Origin of the sequence: Moritella yayanosii (genome assembly GCF_900465055.1) — a bacterium.
Taxonomy (GTDB): domain Bacteria; phylum Pseudomonadota; class Gammaproteobacteria; order Enterobacterales; family Moritellaceae; genus Moritella; species Moritella yayanosii.
This window is the reverse complement of record NZ_LS483250.1, coordinates 960,907-981,907: the sequence shown is the minus strand read 5'-3', so window position 1 is coordinate 981,907 and position 21,001 is coordinate 960,907. Positions and strand designations below refer to the sequence as shown.

The window sequence follows — 21,001 nt, the reverse complement described above, 5'->3', positions numbered from 1 at the left end:
AATGTGGTGCTCGCTACAAGATTTGAACTTGTGACATCTAGCATGTCGAGCTAGCGCTCTACCAACTGAGCTAAGCGAGCGTAATTTGGTATGCCGTTAAGACGAAACAAATATTAGCCCGCATCCAAATTATCGGCAAGTCTTTTTTAAATAATATCAGTCCTTTGCTTCAAAACTAAGCAGTTGGGTCGATATTTAGATCTTCTGCCGGACCAAAGAATTCAAAATGCACATTTTCAGCTGGGATCCCTAATTTGGGTGCGAAACCATTCATTGCTTGCATGAAAGGTTTTGGTCCTAAGAAATAGAATTCGACATCACGATCATCACCGATTTTTTCTTCAAGCATGGCTAAATTGATGAAACCGGTTGCATCTGGCTTGCATTCTGCTGTTGCATCACTGTAAACGAAGTAGGGTTTGATGTTGTCGTTTTCAGCTGCAAGGTTGGTTACATGGTCACGGAATGCATGTACCTTAGTATTCATCGCAGCATGAATAAAGTGAATAGGGCGGTCTGTGTCTTTCAAGCTGTTTAGCATGCTGATTGCCGGTGTAATACCAATGCCGCCAGTGACGAGTACAACGGGTTTGTTGTTGTCTTTTAATACGAAGTCACCCGCTGGTGCTAATACGCGCAGTGTATCACCGGCTTGAATGCGGCTGTGTAGGTAGTTAGATACGGTGCCTCCTTCTTCACGTTTAACACTGATACGTAAGTATTCTGAGTTTGGAGCATCAGACAGGCTGTATTGACGACGCGTTTCTTCACCATCAATGGTTAATACTAAACCAATAAATTGACCTGGTGTGAATGATGTAACAGGTTTGCCATCAGTCGGAGTCAGGTAGAAAGACGTGATGATATCGCTTTCAGCTACTTTTGTTGTGACAGCGAATTCACGCTCACCACGCCAGCCGCCTTCTTTTTCAGCATTGGCTGTATAAGCGGCTTCTTCTGCTGCTATTAATAGATCAGCTAGCTGCCAATATGCGAGTCCCCAAGCTTCGATCACAGCATCTGTTGCTGCATCACCCAGTACGGCTTTGATTGATTTTAATAAACATTCACCAACAATCGCGTATTGTTCTGGCTGGATATTAAGTGACACGTGTTTGTTAACAATGCGGTTTACGGCTGCTTCTAATACCGCTAGGTTTTCGATGTTACTGGCATAAGCAACAAGGGCATTTGCCAGTGCTTTGGGCTGTGCGTTACCCGCCTGGTTGCTTTGGTTGAAGAAGCGTTTTACTTCTGGGTATTCTCTAAACATCAAAGGATAAAAATGCGCTGTAATATCATTAGCATGAATAGAAACAGCAGGGACAGTCGCTTTGATAATATCAATAGTGTGTTGCGTTAACATAATAGCTACCTTGTAGAGGTTAGTGAATCAGTTTTGAGAATAATTGATTTAGATCAATGTTTGTATTTGTTCTATAGCAGTAGCCGTGCCAAGTTTTTAAGTTGTTGTTTTCATGTGTTTATTATTTTAATGAATTAAGTTGTTGTATAAATGACAACACTTTTTTGTTGTCATTTATACAACAAGTTATCTAAATGACAACAAAAGTTAAATGTTCACAATCCTTGTACCTCGCAGTTTTAAATTGGTAAAGTATTGTTAATAAAGGATTTAGGACATTTCCGTACCGGTTGTTGAACTGATATGTTTATGAGGACGCGCTATATGAAATTGAGTATTACTGAAAATATCGAGTTACTTCCTCTAGAGGTGACTGATTCCTTAAATATATTAGATTTAGTTGAATCCAGCCGAGCCCAATTAGGAAAATATCTCTATTGGGTTGATGGCGTTCGAGATGAGATATCCGCGTATAAATACATAGTAGAACGTATCAATAGTGGGTTATCAGGCTCGCGATGGTTCAAAATACAATTCAACGAGCAAGTTTGTGGTGTCTTTGGTATCAAGTCTATTTCAGTTGGGAGTGGTATTGCTGAGGTTGGTTATTGGCTGTCGCATGTTGTGCGCATGGCAATGGCATTATAGTTAAAATCATTGCTCAGTTATCCTCTTATTTGTTAGCGAACACAGAAGCAAAAATTATTGAATTTAGGTGCCTTGAAAATAATACCGCGAGTATTAGTGTGGCAAAAAAGTCTGGAGCTGAATTCGTTGATTTAATACCTAATTATATGAACACAGACAATGAAAATCAGGATTTACATATATACCAACTGCAATTGTGAATATATTTAAGACGTTCAGTTCCATCAAGATGTGGGCTATACTTATAAGTGTAGTTAACCTTTTGAAGACTGGGTAGATATAAAAATTCGAGGTGTGGCAACGAAGTATTTACCACATTATCTTGCTTGGTTTAGAGAAAGCTATGCTAAGTTGAATTTTCAGCAAATGTTAGTGGCGGCTTACAGGTAACAACCATATTATGGAACTGAGCCATTTAAGAATAGGTGCTGGGCAACTGAACCTGAATAACAAACCTCCCTCAATAACAGAGGAAGGCTCGCAATAGTGTTATGACTTACAAAGCGCTGCTACAATTTTTAAACGACGTGCAGGTTCTGCGACAAAAGGATTGGTTTCATCCCACGCATAACCCGCTAAAATAGAACAGATCATCTGTTTTATCTTCGGATTAGGATTGTCGTGTAAAACTACGTCTTGGAACTCACCGGTATACCAACCTTCAACATAACAACGGAATGCGTTAACACCTGTCATTAGCGTATCAGCATAGTCAGTTTGCCAATCAACGGTTTCATTGTTGAACTGTTTTATTAATAAGTCAGTTGCAAGCTCAGCGGATTTCATCGCAATGGTGACACCAGACGAGAATACCGGATCTAAAAACTCACCGGCATTACCAAGCAAAGCAAAGTTACGATCAAACAGCTTAGTCACATTGGCAGAATAACCCATAATAGAACCACAAGGGTTAGGATAGTTTGCTTGTGCAAGTAATGCCGCGAGGTTGTGTTCTTCACGGGCTAATTGTTTTAGCGCTTCAAGATGGTCATCTGGATAGTTAGCAAAGAACTCTGGTTCAGCAACCACACCAAACGAACACGTGCCGTTACTAAATGGAATCAACCAGTACCAGACCTTACTGTCATCTGGATGCACGGAAACTAAGATCTTATTACGGTCATAGTGAGCCGCAGTAATGTTATCTTCAATGTGGGTAAAGATAGCGCGTCTTGGCGGCAGGGTTGATGGTTCTTCCAGTCCTAATAAGCGCGGTAACACACGACCAAAGCCACTGGCATCAAGGATAAAATCAGCTTCGATTTCATAGCTATGTTGGTTTTCATCCAGAACCATTAATAATGGTTTGTCTCTTTCAACATCAATGCTTTTAACTTCGTGTTCATAGTTAATCGTGACGCCTTGTTGCTCTGCACAGTCGGCGAGCAATTTGTCGAAGTGTCCACGTTGTACTTGGAATGTAGTGCCTTCTCCAGCCGTATATTTGTCGGTGAAATCAAACTCAGTATATTTACCATTGGCGTGGAAAGCCGCACCATTTTTAAATTGGAAACCTGCAGCGTTAACGGTATCAAACATATCTGCTTTTTTAAGCGATTCCATACACGCGGGTAATAAGCTTTCGCCGATTGAGAAACGTGGGAATGTTGATTTTTCGATGATCGTTGCATTGATACCTTGCTTGTTAAGCAGTGCAGCAGCAAGTGAACCTGAAGGGCCTGCGCCAATGATGACGACATGTGCTGGTTGTGTTGATGACACAAAGAATTCCTTATTATGTCGAGTCTTAACCCGGCAGATTTATCTATTAATATATTTAGTAGCGCGACTTTACCACATGTTAGATAATCGTCTCAAAAATTTTAGTAAATCAATAAAAACAGTTGATACAAATCAACAATAAGTCGCAGTTTATAAATCAACGGTGATGATTTAACCTGTTGTCACTTTGACCACTCAATGCTATAACTGGTCGCTATTGAATGACCTTCTTAAGGAATTGTTACATGGAAAACCTGCGCTTTATCGAGAGCATAGATACTATTATTTATGATCTATCTAGAGAGTTGCCTAAATATCAACGATATAACCGACTATTACAGGCATGGCGGGATATTTTTTCATGTGACGCATGCGTGTTGCTAAAGTTGGAAGGCGACAACTTGATCCCTAAAGCGGCGAATGGGTTACAAATCGAAGCAATGGGGCGACATTTCCCCATTGCAGAACATCCTAGATTTGAGCAGATCTTAGCCCACTATGAAAATGAAGTGCAAAAAAAGGTACACCGTTTTGATACTGATTGTGAGCTTCCCGATCCTTATGATGGTTTGATCCAAACCCCTGACGGTCAACTTAATGTGCATGATTGCATGGGCGCGGTGTTAGTGATTGATAATAAGCCGTGGGGGATCGTCACTATGGATGCACTTGATCCACAACGCTTCGACTCACTCGACCCAAAGATCTTAAATTCCATGATTGGCCTGACTGAAGTGGTGATCAAAACCGCCAACTTAATTTTTTCATTAGACCAAAAAGTGCAACGACAAGAGCAGGTAACCGCCAGCTTAATTAGTGAGAAATTCAGTGAGAAAATGATAGGCTCTAGCCCTGCGATGAACATGCTTAATTTAGAAATAGATTTGGTTGCTGATTCAGATTTGGCGGCATTGATATATGGTGAATCTGGCACAGGTAAAGAGTTAGTTGCGCGTCGAATTCATATGTCATCAAAACGAGCCAAGGAAGCGTTAATTACCGTGAACTGCGCAGCATTACCCGAAACCATGGTCGAAAGTGAGTTGTTTGGTCATGTCGCTGGGGCGTTTACTGGTGCAACGAAAAATCGTCTGGGTAAATTCGAACTTGCAGACAGTGGTACATTATTTCTGGATGAAATAGGTGAACTGCCTTTGTCCATTCAAGCTAAGTTATTACGAGTTATTCAGTTTGGTGAACTGCAACGCTTAGGCAGTGATAAACCCCATAAAGTGGACGTAAGGTTAATCACCGCAACCAATCGTGATCTCGCTAAAGAAGTCGCAGAGGGACGCTTTAGAGATGACTTGTACCACAGGTTAACTGTGTACCCAATAAAAGTGCCAAGTTTACGAGAACGCGGCAATGATATCTTGTTATTAGCAGGTAGCTTCCTTGCCAAGATCCAGCGTAAAGTTGGTCTTAACAACCTAACCTTAAGCAAAGACGCTGAACGTGCATTACTGGCGTATGAATGGCCGGGTAATGTCCGGGAGTTAGAGCATCTTTTAAGTCGAGCTTCATTAAGAGCCGCTGCGCGTAACCGTAAAGACGATCGGGTAGTTATATTAGAAAGCAGTGATTTAGATATTCAATCTGCAATTGGTGAATCAAATGCTAGTTTACATACTAATATGAACACGGATTCAGACGTTATTGTAAAAGACATGGCTAGCGTAGGTCATGTAGCAGGGCAAGATGACATCGTAATTAGTACTGTTGATAACGACAACAATTTAAAACAAATAACCGATGATTTTCAGACTCAGTTTATCAAAAAGATGTTAGCAGAAAATAACGGTAATTCAGCTGCGACGGCGCGTGCGATAGGCGTTGATAGAAGCAATTTACACCGATTGATGAAGCGACTAGACATTCAGTAATTCATTATATTTACTGAATTAAATATGAATAAAAAGGCGGTAGTGATGTGGTTCACTATCGCCTTTTTATTCACAACTGTGCTATGAAATGCTTAACAAAATAGGTTTTAATAAGCACTCATCGAGATTAAACGGCTGTTAGCTCAGGTGTATGACCTTGCGTTGTTTTCTTATACACACTCGCCAGTTTAATCGATAACAATATTGCCGCCATTGTTAGACCCGAAATAAAGCCAATCCAGAAACCAGCAGCGCCCATTGCAGGTACGATTAAATCTGTTAACGCCAGCGTATAACCAATTGTCATACCCACTGCCCAATAAGAGAATAGGGTGATGTAAAAGATCACACTTGTTTCTTTATAACCACGTAATGCACCCGCTGCAATAACTTGCACTGCATCCGAGATTTGATACACAGCTGCAATCAACATTAAGCCTGTTGCAATGTTAATGGTGGTCATGTCTTCGGTATAAATTGCTGCAATTTCATTACGCAGTAGGATAGTTAAGATTGCGGTAATAACAGATAGACCAACGCCCATCCACATCGCTGTGATACTGGCAGATTTCGCTTGTAGTGGTTTTTTCTCACCGAGATATTGGCCAACGATAATTGTCGCGGCAATACCCAAACTAAGCGGTAGCATGAATATCATTGATGAGAAGTTTAACGCAATCTGATGCGCAGCAACCGTTATCGCGCCAAGGGGTGCTAACAGAATAGACACAACAGCAAACAGGGTTACTTCGCAGAACATCGACGCGGCAATCGGGAAACCAACACCAATCATGTGCGACATTTCTTTCTTATCGATGCCATAAACCTGATCGAATAATTTGATCTCTTTAAAGTCTTTATGGAAATAACTATAAGCAATCATCGAAAAACACATCGCTACAAATACTAATACAGACGCTACAGCACAACCAACACCGCCCAGTGCAGGCATACCAAAGTGTCCGTTAATGAAGATGTAGTTTGCTGGTACGTTTACCATGATACCGATTAAGCCAATCACCATGGTTGGTTTGGTAATACCTAAACCTTCATGGTAACTACGGATCACTTGATAACCACATGCAAACGGTAATGCTAATGAAATAACGCGTAAATAATCTGTTGTTAGCTCGGCTAATCTATCTTCAACATGCATGAATTCTAGGATCATCGGGCTGTAATATAGCAACGCCATCATTGGCAGGAAGATGATTAGTACAAACCAGATACCTTGATATACGACTTGCGCAATTTCACTTTGTTTTTTTGCACCATAAAGCTGCGCAACGATCGGGGTGATCGCCATTAAAATGCCCACTAAGAACATTAATACTGGGAACCAAATACTGTTGGCAATCGCGACCGCCGCCATGTCTGTGGCACTTACTGCACCAGCCATTACGGTATCAACAAAGCCCATGACAGTGAACGCAAGTTGTGCGATCAGAATTGGAACCATTAATTTAAATAAGTTAGAAACCTCAGATCGATATTTCTGCACTGCTACTCCGGATATTTTAGGGTTGTTATGTTGTGTATTCTAAGATTTGATGTTGCTGAAAACGAAAGAAATGATTATGAATGTAGTGATATTCGCGTTCGTGAGGACGTACCTGATCCAGCTAGGAGCATATTAATCCTTTATAGCTAGTTTTTAAAGATGTATTTAAAAATATCTTATTGATATTAACATTTGGTTATTAACTAGATGAATTATGTAAACTAACACGATATAGTGAGATATATTTTATTGCGGTTAAGGTTATTTATGTTTACTGGCATTGTACAAAGAAAAGCAAAGGTTATTAGTATCGACAAAAAAGAGCAATTACATACATTAGAAGTAACGCTTGCTAAAGAGCATCAAGACGGGTTAGTTATTGGTGCTAGTATCGCCAACAATGGTACATGCTTAACGGTAGTGAAGATAAATGACCACAGTGTGTATTTCGATGTTATTGAAGAAACGCTCAACGTGACTAACCTTGTTGACCTAGAAGTGGGTGACGAAGTTAACTTAGAACGCGCTGCTAAATTTGGTGATGAGATTGGCGGACATTTATTATCGGGTCATGTCCATACCCAAGCTGAAATCGTGACGATTAATCGTACTGAAACTAACTGTGATATCTGCTTTAAAATCGCACCGGAATGGCAAAAATACGTGTTACCAAAAGGCTTTATTTCGATTGATGGCATTAGCTTAACCTTAGGTGATGTTGCCGATGGACAATTCTGGGTACATTTAATTCCAGAAACACTCGGCGTTACTAATTTAGGTGGTCGCAAAGTCGGTCAGTATGTCAATATCGAAATTGACAGTCAGACCCAAGCGATTGTTGATACGGTCGAACGTATGATGCTAAAAAAGTAACTAGCGCTTTCAATTACAAATATAAGAGCGATATTCACGCTTGAATGTTTATTCAAACATGGCGTATCGCTCTTAATTTAAAACGATGTATTTACTCTGTATCAAAACTAAGTATTTAAAAGATCTGCTCATCATCCGCATCAATGAATAATTCATACTTCTCATGAACCTGATCATGCAATAACTTAAAATGAATACTATTGCAGCAGGAACTGCACTCGTCATAATAATCTTGCGCGCCATTACTGGCATCAATATCAGCGGTAACAAATTGACCACAATGAGGACACACAATTGTCCTATGCGAAAATTGTTTCATGATAACCTCCATAGGCTATATATCGCATCTTCTAAGCTTATTTTAGCTGAAAATTATACTTTTGCCTGTTTGGAGCATATGTCGTGTTAATAGACAGTCGAGTGTTAACTGATAACGGTTATAACATCCAAATTAGTAGGTATGGATAAAGTACAGGGGCAATGACCGAGGTTAACACGGCACTGATCAACAGGGCCGTTGTACTGAAGGCACCGTGGGTACGACTTAGTTCCATCGCTTTAGATGTACCAATAACATGAGAGCCTGAACCGATAGCAAGACCTTGTGCTTCTGGTGTCCTAATGCGCAAATGCTTTAACAAGAAAGGTGCGCAGACGTTACCAAATATTCCTACCATAATAACCATGATTGCTGAAATTGCAGGAATACCGCCTATGGTGTGGCTGATTGCCATTGCGATAGGTGTTGTTACTGCTTTCGGTGCAAGTGAGGCGACGATCTCTGGCGAGGCAGAAAAGCTGATTGCAACAAACGTCGTCACCACTAAACCGACAATCACGCCCACACTACAAGCGATTAAAATAGGCACGATTTTAGCTTTCACATGCACAAACTGTTGAAATAACGGAAAGGCAAGGGCAATTACTGCTGGTTCGAGTAAACGAGTCAGAATATTGGTGCCTTGTTGGTATTCTTCAAGTTCAAATCCAAATGTCAGCATGATACTGATTAATGCGCCAATCGATAATAAAATCGGATTGAATATAGCTAGTGCGGTTTTTTTATAAAACCATTGGGCTAGGAAGTAGACTGCAAGGGTCAATGGAATCGCTAAATATAAGATCATTTATCATCACCTTGCTGTTTGTTTAACGCTGTTTTTTGTTTCGCTTCACTGGCACGATTCAAATAACAATAGGTATGACCAACAGTAAAGAAAATAACAACAGTACCGATAAACCCAGCCATAATAAGTGGGACTATATTCTGCAGGACTAATTCAAAGTAGCCCATGAGCGCAACACCAGCGGGTACAAATAAGATACCTATGTGGCGGTTAAGTTGTTCACAGGCTTTTTCGACATATTTTTGTTTCAACAAGCCACTACTGAGTGCCACAAAGAGTAATAACAGTCCGATGATACTAGAGGGAAATGCAACGGGTAATAGCATGCTGATGACACGCCCTAAAACCACAAAACAAAAAATGGTGAAAATATTGTACAGCCATATTTTCATAAATTGACCTACCTACTAATTATGCGATTGCTAAGCAATTACTGTGCGATCGAAAACGTCCTATATAAAATGTTAAAAATATATAGGGCAGATGATATAATAAACGTTACTTGAAGTTTATTAGGTTATAAAAATGCAGTATCCGGTTAATGAAATTTTTGAAACAGTGCAAGGTGAAGGCCATTTTACTGGTTTTCCCGTCATCTTTATTCGTCTACAAGGATGTGATGTAGGTTGTTCTTGGTGTGATACCAAACAAACTTGGTTGGTAGACCCTGAGATGCAAGTATCTCAACAAACGGTGAACAAAGCTTGCGATGATAAACCACACTGGGCTAACTTTACTGCACAAGAATTCATTACTATGATACAAAAAAATGGTTTTGTTGCAAAGCATATTGTGATCTCGGGCGGTGAGCCTTGCCAATATGATCTTGTTGAATTGACGTCAAAATTAGAACAAGCAGGGTATTTCTGCCAGATTGAAACCTCAGGTACATCGGAAGTACGTGCAACAGATTCGACTTGGGTGACGGTATCGCCAAAGATCCAAATGAAAGGTCAGTTGCCAGTCTTACAAAGTGCATTGCGCCGTGCTAATGAAATAAAGCATGTGATCGCAATGGAAAAGCACATTGAAGAACTTGATGCGCTAATCGTTGATATTGATACGTCCGATAAGATCATGTGTTTGCAACCGATTTCACAACAAAAACGTGCAACTGATTTAGCGATCAAACTGTGTATTGAACGTAATTGGAAGTTGTCTGTTCAAATGCACAAGTATATCTTTATCGATTAATTTTTATCCAAATTTGTTTATATTCGTATACCTTCCGCTCTATCTATCAATAGCTGAAGGTATGTCGAGATAATAGATTAGAAAATCTATAATTAACTTGGCTGCAAGACCGATTGGTATTAATAGATAATTGCTATAAATAGAGGAGTAGGGATGAACCATTTTGACAAAGCAGAAAGCGTACTGATTGAACAGTTTAAACAACGTGAAGAAACGTTATTACATACAGACTTTTCTAAACCCGGGATGCAGCTTGATGACTTCTTACATCCTGAGTTATTTGAGATATCACCAATAGGAAGCTATACCACTCGCAGCGAAATTGTGAGTTGGCTTTTGGCTAAGTCACCGTTGCAACGTTGGAGTTTGACCCAATTTAAAGTTGTAGCATTGGCAACCGATACCATGTTGGTTTGTTATCAGGCTAATTCGATTAATGACGGTAATGTAAAAAAAACAGGCAGTTTACGTAGTTCAATTTGGCGTTTTTACAACCGACAATGGCTACTTCAATTCCATCAAGCAACAAAAAACTAACAAACATATTTATTGAATAATGCATGTCTAACATACCTATCTAGTACTATTTCTCTGTTTACCCCCCTCTTTAGGGGGTAACTTCGCCGATATTAAGTTTCTTTGTTGATTGTAAATCTTTGACGCAGCTCGCATAAAATATCGAAATGGCTTCGATTGACAATAATTTGGCGCGTTTGGCCTGTATATGACACTGTGTAACAAAAGTATTATGTGAATATAATACCTACGACCTAATTGTTAATGGAATGAAAACAAATTAAAGGTATAGGATGGATACTAAAATGAAAAACACAACTCAGAAGAAATTTTTTAAGACAACACCAATTGCTTTAGCCCTTATAGTTTCGGGCTATAGCGCAGCGCCTCAAGCGATTGAGTTTAATTGGGGCGATGTTGAAGGCTCATTCAACTCGCAAATTACAGCTGGTTCAAGTTGGCGTGTAGAAGAAGCTGACGCAAAGAATCTAGGTGTGGGTAACGGTGGTTTACCTGGTAATACACCAACGGGTGATGATGGTAACTTAAACTACGATAAAGGTGATGCATTCACCCAAACCATTAAGGGACTCCATGATCTTGGATTAACGTATGAAACAGAAGAAGGTACAACTTTTGGTGCCTTTGTTCGTGGTAAATATTGGTATGACTACGCATTAGATCAAAATGATGTAATACACGGTAGTGGTACTAATGGTTATGTTGCTAACCAGCCAATCAATGATGATGACTTTAACGATTTAACTAAGTCAAAAGGTGCAGCGTTACTTGATGCTTATATTTTCACAGGTTTCTACCTTGGTGAAGTAGCCGTCGACTTACGTCTTGGTAAGCAAGTAGTTAACTGGGGTGAAAGTTCATTTATCCAAGGTGGTATCAATGCGGTAAACCCAATTGATGCTGCTGCGTTTCGCCGACCCGGTGCAGAAGTGAAAGAAGGTTTATTACCAGTAAACATGATGTTTGCCAATATCGGTTTAACAGATAATTTTAGTGTTGAAGCGTTTTATCAGTTAGAATTTGAACCAACAGTGATTGATAGCTGTGGTACTTATTTCTCTACCGCGGATTATTTAGCTGAAGGTTGTGATAAATTAGTTGTCCAACCAGCGGCACCGATACCGATCTTAGATGATAGTCAGCTACATGCTATGGGCATTTATGCTAGTCGTGGGACTGATGAAATGGCATCTGATGATGGCCAGTTTGGTGTGGCATTTAAATATTACGCTGAAAGTCTAAATGCTACAGAATTTGGTTTGTACTATATGAACTACCACTCTCGTCTACCTTATGCGAGTGCCGAAGCGGGTGATTATGTTAACGGTTCTCCTTTACCTCCATTTATTCCTATCGGGACAGACACCACTAGTTTTGGCGGAATGGACCCTGCGTCTTATAACCCTAACTATCATACGGTTTACCCTGAAGACATTCAGCTGTTTGGTTTGAGTTTTAATACCACCGTTTCTGAATGGGCGATTTCGGGTGAAGTGAGTCACCGTCTGGATATGCCGCTGCAAATTAATGGCGCAGATCTACTCGCTTCGGCACTCTCAGATGCCGACGGTTCACCGTTAACGCCTGAATACAGAACTGCGAGTGCTGGCGAAACCGTTGATGGTTTCGATCGTTTTGATTACACTCAGGCACAACTGACATTTATTAAGTTCTTTGATAAAGCGTTAGGTACAGATCGTATTACAACGGTCGCTGAACTGGGTTATGGTCACGTATGGGATTTAGATGAATCAGACGGCGCGCTTAAATATGGTCGTGCAACGACGTATGGCGTTAGTTTTGACGGTGTAGGTGATGATAACGATGGCTTCACAACAACAGACAGTGCGGGTTATCGTTTAGCGATTAAAGCCGATTATCGTAATGCTTTCGCGGGTGTTGATTTAGCACCATCAGTAGCTTGGTCACATGACGTATATGGTTACAGCCCTGAACCACAAGGCACGTTCCAAGAAGGCCGTACAGGTGTGAATCTAGCACTTAAAGCTAATTATTTAAATATGTATTCTATGTCGATTAGTTACACGCAGTTCGGCGGTGATTTTAATCCATTATCAGACCGTGACTATGTTTCTGCAGCAGTTGGTATATCGTTCTAATAAATAATAGAAATATAATTTATTTTTATATTATTTAAACGGATAGAACGAATAAAAGTTATAGAAAAGGATTTTAATTATGAAAGTATTCAATAAAGCATATAGCGTAGCAGCCATTTCAGTGGCAATGGCATTCTCGGCATCAACGCTTGCGAAAGTAAGTGAAGCGGATGCGGCCAAATTAGGTAAAGAATTAACACCGGTAGGCGCTGTCATGGCTGGAAATGCAGACGGAACCATACCGGCATGGACGGGCGGCATTACTAATGCCATTCTAGGTACTAACATCGGTAAAAATGAGCGTGTAACTAATCCATTTGCAGCGGATAAACCTCAGTTTGTTATTACTGCGGCGAATGTTGATCAATATAAAGACAATTTAACCCCTGGCCAGTTGGCGATGTTTAAGAAGTATCCTGAAACTTATAAAATGCCAATATACGAAACGCGCCGTAGTTTTGCTCAGCCAGATGATATCTATGCCACGATTAAAGAAAATGCGTTAAATGCGAGTCTTTCAGCGGGTGGTAATGGTTTAGACAATTTTAAAATATCAATTCCATTTCCAATCCCTGAAAATGGATTAGAAGTTATTTGGAATCACATTACCCGTTATCGTGGAGGCCATGCTGAACGTGTTATTACCACTATTCCGGTACAACGTAATGGTGCGTATACTGCGGTGAAAGTAGAAGATAAATTCTATATTCCTGAAGCGCTGAAAGGCGGCCGTGATGCCAAGAAAGATGACAATATTTTGTTCTATTACATGCAACGGATTATTGCCCCTGCACGTTTAACGGGTACGATTGCCCTTGTGCATGAAACCATCGACCAAGTGAAAGAACCACGTAAAGCATGGATCTATAATTCGGGCCAACGTCGTGTTCGTCGCGCACCAAACGTGTCGTATGATGGCGAAGGTATTGGCGTAGAGGGTTCTCGTACGTCAGATAACTATGATATGTACAATGGTGCTCCTGATCGTTATAACTGGACACTGATAGGTAAAAAAGAGCTGTATATTCCATATAACTCTTACAACCTTTCTTCTACTGACCTTGAATATAAAGATATTGTGAAACAGGGCCATATTAATCAAGATTATACGCGTTATGAAAAGCATCGTGTCTGGGAAGTACAAGCAAAAGTAAAAGATGGCCAACGTCATGTTTATGCTCAGCGTAACTTCTTTATTGATGAAGATAGCTGGCAAGCAGGTGTGATTGATCATTATGATGCAAGGGGTAACTTGTGGCGTGTTGCCGAAGCGCATTCTGTTCAATATTATAATGCGGATGTGAATTGGTTTGCTGCGGAGACGTTGTATGACATCATCGCGGGTCGTTACCTAGTGACAGGTCTGAATAATGAAGAGCGTAAAGGTATTCAGTTTGACGTTAAAGCTAAACGTAAAGACTTCTCTACATCAGCGCTAAAACGTATGGGCCGTTAATCTGCCCGGAATGTTTATGATTAAGCAACTGTGAGTAAGTGAGTTGCTTATTGAAACGAGATATGTAGTACTTAATTCAAGTATGAAATATCTCGTTTTTTTGTTTGGGATTAATTTAATCACTAAACTGTTTTTTTACAAACATCAAATGCAGCGTTAAATTTTGTAGTCATATTTTGGAATGCAATAATTGTCGTTAACTCAACAATTTCATCATCGTTATAATAACAACGTAATTGGTCAATATGCCTGTCGGTTACATGTAATGAGGTATTGGTGATCGCATCTGTATAGGCCAGTACCGCACATTCTTGTGACTTGAAGTCACTGCAATGCTGCCAATCTAATAATTTATCTTTATTTAATCTTTCTTTGAGACTTCGTAATACTTTAGAATCATGCTCGATGGTAAATTGACACTGGTTTAGCTGCGCAATGCGTACACTCATTAGTGCGTGAATATAAGGCTGGATAAGGGAACTTTTTCTATTAATTGTTTTATATAATAAGAATATGGCGATAAATAATTTAGGTCTACGCCCCAGCAGCTGTGCAGGTTTTAAGGTTTTATTTTGTTTTTTTTCTAATAACCATAAAAACGGACGTATAAACCACGAATATTGGCTTGATTGTAATTTAGGAATACGCATAATTAACCCCACAGCATTGCTGTGTTTATTTAGAATGACGAAGCATTGCAACACTAATTATGGTTTAAATTAAGTAATAGGCTAAATTTGTGGTAAATTATTCATTGCTAAGTAAAAAGCCTAGTTACATATGAGATCAGTAAGAGTTAAATAAGGGTTACACTAAATGACGACGTATTATACAGCGGCAGATCTTGCAGATGAATTCTCGATCACGCGACGCACTATCCGTTTTTATGAGACGAAGGGATTATTACAATCTGAACGTCGTGGACGGTTTATGTATTATGATTATCGTCAACGTGCCCGTTTAATTATTATTTTACGCAGTAAGCGTCTAGGTATTAGCTTGGAGTCTGCCAAGCATTATCTCGCTTTGTATGATGATAAGCCCGATAGTGCGCCACGTATGTTATATATGCTGCATCAGAGTCGCACGCGTTTGAATGAGTTACGCGAGCAGCAAGTCGCATTACAAGAGAATATCGCTGAACTGGTAAATCTTGAAAAAATAGCCATGAAAGATCTAACAGCATGCGATATCGATATTGAATCAAGCTATCAAGAATACCTTGATGAATTAACTGAATAGGACAAATTCAACGCTATAAAGTGACCATATAATTAGGTTGCCAACCAGTCAAACCTCATGCATTAGGTCGATTATAGTTGGCTGTAATGCACGATAAAGTCAGTGATGGCATTAATGTCGTTCAATTCTAAATAAGTTAACTCTCTAGTCAATAAATCCGTTTTATCAATCGCAGCATCTGTGGCGATGGCAATAATGTGCTTATCTTCATTTGCTAATATCGGTTTACCTAAACTAGGCCGATGCAGTTCTATTTTAGTAAATGCTTCATGACGAAAACCTTCGACTAGCACCAAATCCAATTCATCAGTGTTAAGCCAATTTAACTGGGTCATCAGTTTAGGCTCTTCAGGTTCGTCTTGTTCGGAAAATATAATTGTGCGATGTGGCGACGCAAGTACCATTTGGCAAGCACCTGCCTTTCTCAATTTATAACTGTCCTTTTTTGGGTTATCCATTTCGATATCATGATGGCTGTGTTTCACCATGCCGATACGTAGACCGCGTTTGGTTAATCTTGGTAATAGTTGGGTAATTAAGGTGGTTTTACCTGTGCCACTAAACGCAGCAAAGCCAAGTAACGGGATAGGGAAGTGCTCGAAAGAAGTCATAATGAATACTCAATAACAGGATGAAGAAGACGCAATTAACGAGGGGTGAGCTAATATACCTTGTAATTTAGGTTATGGGTAAAAAAAGAGGCCGCATAAGCGACCTCTTTACATCAATGCTACATAGAGATTGATTTAGAACTGATTTCGGCATGATTTAGCTGCCGATTATATGCGTAAACTAACTTGCTGGTTTTTCTTCACAAGCTGCTTTCGCACATGCGATTGCATGCTGTTTATCACTTTCTTCCAGTTCTTCATCTTCAACGAATACCGGTAATGGTTTATGTTCAGTCGCAAGGAATGAATAAATTACAGGTAAGATGAATAGGGTAAACAGCGTACCGATTGAAAGACCAGATACGATCACAATACCAATACTAAAGCGCTGCTCAGCACCAGCACCACTTGCATACATTAACGGGATAAGACCCGCAATCATTGCTGCTGTTGTCATTAGGATTGGACGTAAACGTACTTTAGCCGCTTGAATAACAGCATCAGTTCGGTTTTTACCATGATGTAGTTGTTCTTCTTTTGCTACTTCGCAGATCAAGATACCGTGTTTAGTAATCAGACCTACAAGGGTAATCAAACCAACCTGAGAATAGATATTCATGGTTGATAGTCCCCAAGCAAGCGAAACCAACGCGCCTGATATTGCTAACGGTACCGAAACCATGATAACTAGAGGATCACGTGCCGATTCAAACTGGATCGCAAGTACGAGATAAATGATTGCCAGCGCCAGTGCAAAGGTCATGTATAACGCACTACCTTCCGTTACAAACTGACGTGATTCACCCATAAAGTCATAGCGGTAACCTTTTGGTAGCTTAGCTGAAGCGGTGTTTTCGAACCATGCAATTGCATCACCCATAGCAACACCAGGACTCGGTACAGCACCAATTGTTGCTGAGTTTAGCTGGTTGAAGTGAGGAAGTGAGCGTGGTTCAGCAACAACATCAATGCTGATTAAGCTGCCTAGTGGAACGGCGCGGCCATCAGCAGCACGTACATAATAGCTGTTCATCGATTCTGGATTTAAACGATATTTACGTTCAACTTGAGGAATAACCTCGTATGAACGACCATTCAAATCGATACGGTTAACATAACCATCAGACATCATCGTGCTTAGCGTAACACCAATGTCTTGCATGGTAATACCGTAAGCGCCAGCTTTGTCTTTATCGATGTTGATCTTCATTGTGGCTGAATCGAAGTTAAGATCTAAATCAGAATAAACGAAGAGTGGATTAGCTTGCACCTCAGTTAATACATCAGACGCTACTTGGAATAGGCTTTCAAAGCTATTCGGTGTAGTAATAACAAACTGAATAGGCAGACCCGAACCGGCACCTGGTAATTCAGGCATTTGGAAAGCAATAACTGACATTCCGGGTATATCTTTAACTAAGCCCGTTACACGTTTTACTATTTCAGCTTGACTTGCTTCACGTTCACTCCAAGGCACCAGAGACGCAATACCAAGTGCTTGGTTTGAGTTAGGTATGCCAGAGAAGATCTGTGCGTAGGCAATTTCAGGTTGTTCGTTTAGTTTGGTATTGACTTCATCCATTGAGTTTTGAATGTAATCCAAGTTTGCATTGGATGGTGCAGTACCCAGCATCATCATTACACCTTTATCTTCAGACGGTGCAAGTTCACTTGGAATAAAATTAAACAATATAGGTAAAGCAGCAAATACGATAATTGCAAATGCGATTATAACTGGGCGCTTTTGCATTACTGCAGTGATCATTTTTTCATAGGTATTAGTCATACGCTCAAGGAAGCCATGAACTATTTGTTCAAACTTGCTTGGTTTCGCATTGGCTATTAAGATTTTAGAACACATCATCGGCGATAATGTGAGTGCTAAAATACCCGAAATGAATACTGCACCCGCTAGAGTAAGGGCAAATTCTTTAAATAGCGCACCCGTGATACCACCCATTAATGCAATCGGCGCATATACCGCACCCAGTGTTACTGTCATTGCAATAACAGGTACTGCGATTTCACGTGTACCAATAACGGCGGCACGGAAGGGCGATTCACCGAGTTTAATGTGCCGGTCAATATTCTCTAATACAACAATCGCGTCATCTACCACCAGACCAATAGCCAGTACCATTGCTAGTAGTGTCATTAAGTTCCACGAGAAACCAAATGACTGCATAATCATCGCTACACCAATCAGTGATAATGGGATAGTGACGAGAGGAATGATGACGGCACGGAATGAACCAAGGAATAAAGTAATGACTACGATCACGATAAGCGCTGCTTCGATAATCGTTTTAATGACTTCTTTAATTGATTCATTAATTGAAACTGTCGAGTCATACATCACGTTCATGTGGATGTTTGTCGGCAAGTTACGTTCAAGTTCGGGTAATATCGCTAATACATCAGCAGCAATGGTGATTGGGTTTGCTGTTGGCGCGGCATTAACGGCGGCAACAACGGCTTCTTTACCATTTGCGGATGCACGATATATGTCGTGACTTTTTTCTAGCGTGACTTTAGCAATATCACTCAAACGGATCACTTGGCCTTTGTCAGTAGAAACAACAAGACGCTCAAGATCCGCAGTACCTGATACTTGCGTATTGGCATTACCATTATAAAGAACGAATTCACCAATCGCTTGACCTGTTGCAGACTGATAGTTATTACTCTTCAGTACTCCCATAATATCGGTTGCTGTCAGATCATATGCAGCCATTTTTAATGGATCTAACCAAACACGTAGTGCGTATTTAATACCACCATACATGTCAACTTTAGATACACCACTAATGGTAAATAGCTGTGGATTGATCACCCGGTCAAGATAATCGGTTACCTGGCTTGAAGATAATTCATCACTGCTAAAGGCAATATACATTACCGCAGTGGTGGAGCCCGTAGACATAGTGACGGTTGGATCTTCAGATTCTTTTGGTAGTTGCGAACGTACAGAGTTCGTTTTAGCTAAGATATCAGATAAAGCCGCATTGGGATCGGTATTCAGTTTCATCGTGATGGTAATAGTTGATTTACCTAATACACTTGATGAGGTCATAAAGTCGATATTATCGGCTTGGGCAACGGCTTGTTCTAAGGGCTGAGTAATAAAGCCTTGGATCAACTCGGCACTGGCACCATAGTAGCCAGTAGATACGGTAACAACCGTGTTGGTCATGTCTGGGTATTCTCGAACCTGCATTTTGAAAATTGCTTGTACACCAAGCAATGCAATCAAAAAGCTGATAGATATCGCTAGAACAGGACGCTTAATAAAAATATCAGTAAAGTGCATTTATCCTCCGATTAAAGCATTGGTGTTTCAACAGGTACTTTCAAGGTATCGTTTTCAATAATACGTACTTTAGCGTGATTACTTAAACGAACCTGACCGGATGTAACAATTTTATCGCCCGCTTTAACACCTTCTAAGATGTGAGCGATGGCATCAATACGTTCTCCCACTTTAACAACAGATTGTGTTACACGTAGATCACCATTTTCATCTTCACGAACAAGGTAAACATTGTCACCGTAAAGCGTAAATGTAATGGCTGTTTGTGGAACAGTAATTTGATCTTTGATTGTTGGTAGGATCACATTAGCGCGTGCAAACATACCTGAACGTAGTTGTGATTTGTTATTTGGAATATCTGCTTGGATTTGAATCAAACCACTTTGGTAGTTGACAGCAGGCTCGATGGCACTAATTTTACCGTTGAATACTGTTTCAGGATAAGCATCAACAAAAATTTCAACTTCTTGACCTAAATAAACTTTAGAGATTTGTGTTTGTGGCACGGTGAAACGTAAACGCATTACACTGGTATCTTCTAAACGAACAATCGATGTACCAGCAGATAAATACTCACCTAAAAATACGTTACGTAAACCAATGTCACCATCAAATGGTGCAGTGATTTGACGACGAGCAATCGTTGCTTTTTGGCTTTCGATATCAGCAAGTAACGAAGAGTAAGATGCTTCTGATTCATCTAATGCTTCTTTTGATACGGCGTTCTTTTTATAAAGCGCTTCGTATCGTAAGAATTTAGACTTGGCGGCATTCAGTTTTGCTTGCGAACTTTTCAGATTTGCTTTTTCAACGTCAGAATCTAGGCTTACTAATAGTTGGCCTTTCGTTACTTTAGTACCAGAATCAAAAGTGATGCTATCAATTTTTCCCGCTACTTCATTGGCAATGTTGACACCTTGGTTAGGTTCAATGAAACCAATCGCTTGAATTGTTGGTATCCAATCTGATGTCTTAATATCGACAACGGTCACTGGAAATTCCGGCTCAGGTCTGTTGGCCATATATTCGGCAATACCTTTTTGTTTCATAATATTAAAAACAATAACACTGCCAAATAAGGCCAGCGCAATTAGTAACATGGCAAAGGTCCACTTTTTCATGAATTGATAAACTCCGGGGGTTTTATATAAAAGTTATATAAGTTCTGAGGTGAGACTAAGCTTGTCAATAAATACTTATTAAAACTCATTCAGATGATGTACTCATTCACCTAGTTTAGATGTTAACGAGTCTCAAGCAAGCCTTTTTTAGCTTAAAAGTGGTTATTTACATACATTTACTAAATAGGTAGTTTCACTCTAATTACCTGTTGACAATAGTGTTTAAAGAGTTAAAGCCAACGACTTTGTTTTTAACTTTATAGCCATGTTAATTATATGCGTTCTGAATA

General features: G+C 40.0%; 18 protein-coding genes, 1 tRNA gene and 1 pseudogene. 9 read left to right on the top strand and 11 right to left on the bottom strand.

The window, feature by feature from the left end; all coding sequences use genetic code 11:
* Positions 1–4: 4 nt before the first annotated feature.
* Both MORIYA_RS04385 and hmpA read right to left on the bottom strand, forming a co-directional pair.
* Positions 5–80 (bottom strand) — tRNA-Val (locus MORIYA_RS04385).
* Positions 81–175: 95 nt separating this feature from the next.
* Positions 176–1,366, bottom strand: a complete 1,191-nt coding sequence (gene hmpA / locus MORIYA_RS04380; protein WP_112713020.1) for an NO-inducible flavohemoprotein — start codon at positions 1,364–1,366, stop codon at positions 176–178.
* A 324-nt stretch (positions 1,367–1,690) separates the two neighbouring features.
* Here hmpA and MORIYA_RS04375 point away from each other — a divergent pair, with 324 nt between their 5' ends.
* Both MORIYA_RS04375 and MORIYA_RS04370 read left to right on the top strand, forming a co-directional pair.
* The gene (locus MORIYA_RS04375) at positions 1,691–2,014 is read left to right on the top strand and encodes a GNAT family N-acetyltransferase (RefSeq protein WP_112713018.1); all 324 of its coding nucleotides are present in this window, start codon (positions 1,691–1,693) and stop codon (positions 2,012–2,014) included.
* A gap of 261 nt (positions 2,015–2,275) precedes the next feature.
* Positions 2,276–2,404 (top strand): annotated as a pseudogene (locus MORIYA_RS04370) (IS1595 family transposase); the annotation flags it as partial.
* Between the two features lie 99 nt (positions 2,405–2,503).
* On the opposite strand, the gene MORIYA_RS04365 reads toward MORIYA_RS04370, so the two are convergent.
* Positions 2,504–3,736, bottom strand: a complete 1,233-nt coding sequence (locus tag MORIYA_RS04365; RefSeq protein WP_112713016.1) for an NAD(P)/FAD-dependent oxidoreductase — start codon at positions 3,734–3,736, stop codon at positions 2,504–2,506.
* Between the two features lie 245 nt (positions 3,737–3,981).
* Between MORIYA_RS04365 and norR the strand changes: the two genes are divergently transcribed.
* Positions 3,982–5,619 carry a nitric oxide reductase transcriptional regulator NorR gene (norR, locus tag MORIYA_RS04360; RefSeq protein WP_112713014.1) on the top strand — a complete coding sequence of 546 codons (1,638 nt, stop codon included), beginning with the start codon at positions 3,982–3,984 and terminating at the stop codon, positions 5,617–5,619.
* 127 nt (positions 5,620–5,746) lie between these two features.
* Here norR and MORIYA_RS04355 read toward each other — a convergent pair whose 3' ends face one another.
* Complete coding sequence (locus tag MORIYA_RS04355; protein WP_112713012.1) at positions 5,747–7,120, bottom strand: MATE family efflux transporter; 1,374 nt, start codon at positions 7,118–7,120, stop codon at positions 5,747–5,749.
* A 267-nt stretch (positions 7,121–7,387) separates the two neighbouring features.
* Between MORIYA_RS04355 and MORIYA_RS04350 the strand changes: the two genes are divergently transcribed.
* Entirely contained in the window at positions 7,388–7,993 is a 606-nt protein-coding gene (locus tag MORIYA_RS04350; protein ID WP_112713010.1) for a riboflavin synthase subunit alpha, read from the top strand.
* A 115-nt stretch (positions 7,994–8,108) separates the two neighbouring features.
* On the opposite strand, the gene MORIYA_RS04345 is transcribed toward MORIYA_RS04350, so the two are convergent.
* From MORIYA_RS04345 to MORIYA_RS04335, 3 genes are all read right to left on the bottom strand, one after another.
* Positions 8,109–8,312, bottom strand: coding sequence for a CPXCG motif-containing cysteine-rich protein (locus tag MORIYA_RS04345; protein WP_043994648.1), 204 nt, complete (start codon positions 8,310–8,312; stop codon positions 8,109–8,111).
* A gap of 118 nt (positions 8,313–8,430) precedes the next feature.
* On the bottom strand, positions 8,431–9,120 hold the full coding sequence (locus tag MORIYA_RS04340; protein ID WP_112713008.1) for an LrgB family protein: 690 nt from the start codon (positions 9,118–9,120) through the stop codon (positions 8,431–8,433).
* On the bottom strand, positions 9,117–9,512 hold the full coding sequence (locus tag MORIYA_RS04335; protein WP_112713006.1) for a CidA/LrgA family protein: 396 nt from the start codon (positions 9,510–9,512) through the stop codon (positions 9,117–9,119). The genes MORIYA_RS04340 and MORIYA_RS04335 overlap by 4 nt, the downstream gene beginning before the upstream one ends.
* A gap of 133 nt (positions 9,513–9,645) precedes the next feature.
* On the opposite strand from MORIYA_RS04335, the gene queE reads away from it, so the two are divergent.
* From queE to MORIYA_RS04315, 4 genes are all read left to right on the top strand, one after another.
* Positions 9,646–10,314, top strand: a complete 669-nt coding sequence (gene queE, locus MORIYA_RS04330; protein WP_112713004.1) for a 7-carboxy-7-deazaguanine synthase QueE — start codon at positions 9,646–9,648, stop codon at positions 10,312–10,314.
* Positions 10,315–10,467: 153 nt separating this feature from the next.
* Positions 10,468–10,851 (top strand): nuclear transport factor 2 family protein, encoded by a 384-nt coding sequence (locus MORIYA_RS04325; RefSeq protein WP_112713002.1) that lies wholly within the window; start codon positions 10,468–10,470, stop codon positions 10,849–10,851.
* 284 nt (positions 10,852–11,135) lie between these two features.
* The gene (locus tag MORIYA_RS04320; protein ID WP_112718434.1) at positions 11,136–12,971 is read left to right on the top strand and encodes a DUF1302 domain-containing protein; all 1,836 of its coding nucleotides are present in this window, start codon (positions 11,136–11,138) and stop codon (positions 12,969–12,971) included.
* A 79-nt stretch (positions 12,972–13,050) separates the two neighbouring features.
* Positions 13,051–14,427: a DUF1329 domain-containing protein gene (locus tag MORIYA_RS04315; protein ID WP_112713000.1), complete on the top strand. Its 1,377-nt coding sequence runs from the start codon at positions 13,051–13,053 to the stop codon at positions 14,425–14,427.
* A gap of 122 nt (positions 14,428–14,549) precedes the next feature.
* Here MORIYA_RS04315 and MORIYA_RS04310 read toward each other — a convergent pair whose 3' ends face one another.
* Complete coding sequence (locus MORIYA_RS04310; protein ID WP_112712998.1) at positions 14,550–15,077, bottom strand: carboxymuconolactone decarboxylase family protein; 528 nt, start codon at positions 15,075–15,077, stop codon at positions 14,550–14,552.
* 166 nt (positions 15,078–15,243) lie between these two features.
* On the opposite strand from MORIYA_RS04310, the gene MORIYA_RS04305 reads away from it, so the two are divergent.
* Entirely contained in the window at positions 15,244–15,669 is a 426-nt protein-coding gene (locus tag MORIYA_RS04305; protein WP_112712996.1) for a MerR family transcriptional regulator, read from the top strand.
* 71 nt (positions 15,670–15,740) lie between these two features.
* Here MORIYA_RS04305 and mobB read toward each other — a convergent pair whose 3' ends face one another.
* The 3 genes from mobB to MORIYA_RS04290 form a co-directional block, all read right to left on the bottom strand.
* On the bottom strand, positions 15,741–16,280 hold the full coding sequence (gene mobB / locus MORIYA_RS04300; protein WP_112712994.1) for a molybdopterin-guanine dinucleotide biosynthesis protein B: 540 nt from the start codon (positions 16,278–16,280) through the stop codon (positions 15,741–15,743).
* Between the two features lie 181 nt (positions 16,281–16,461).
* Positions 16,462–19,590 (bottom strand): multidrug efflux RND transporter permease subunit, encoded by a 3,129-nt coding sequence (locus tag MORIYA_RS04295; RefSeq protein ID WP_112712992.1) that lies wholly within the window; start codon positions 19,588–19,590, stop codon positions 16,462–16,464.
* Between the two features lie 11 nt (positions 19,591–19,601).
* Complete coding sequence (locus MORIYA_RS04290) at positions 19,602–20,711, bottom strand: efflux RND transporter periplasmic adaptor subunit (RefSeq protein WP_112712990.1); 1,110 nt, start codon at positions 20,709–20,711, stop codon at positions 19,602–19,604.
* Between the last annotated feature and the right edge of the window lie 290 nt (positions 20,712–21,001).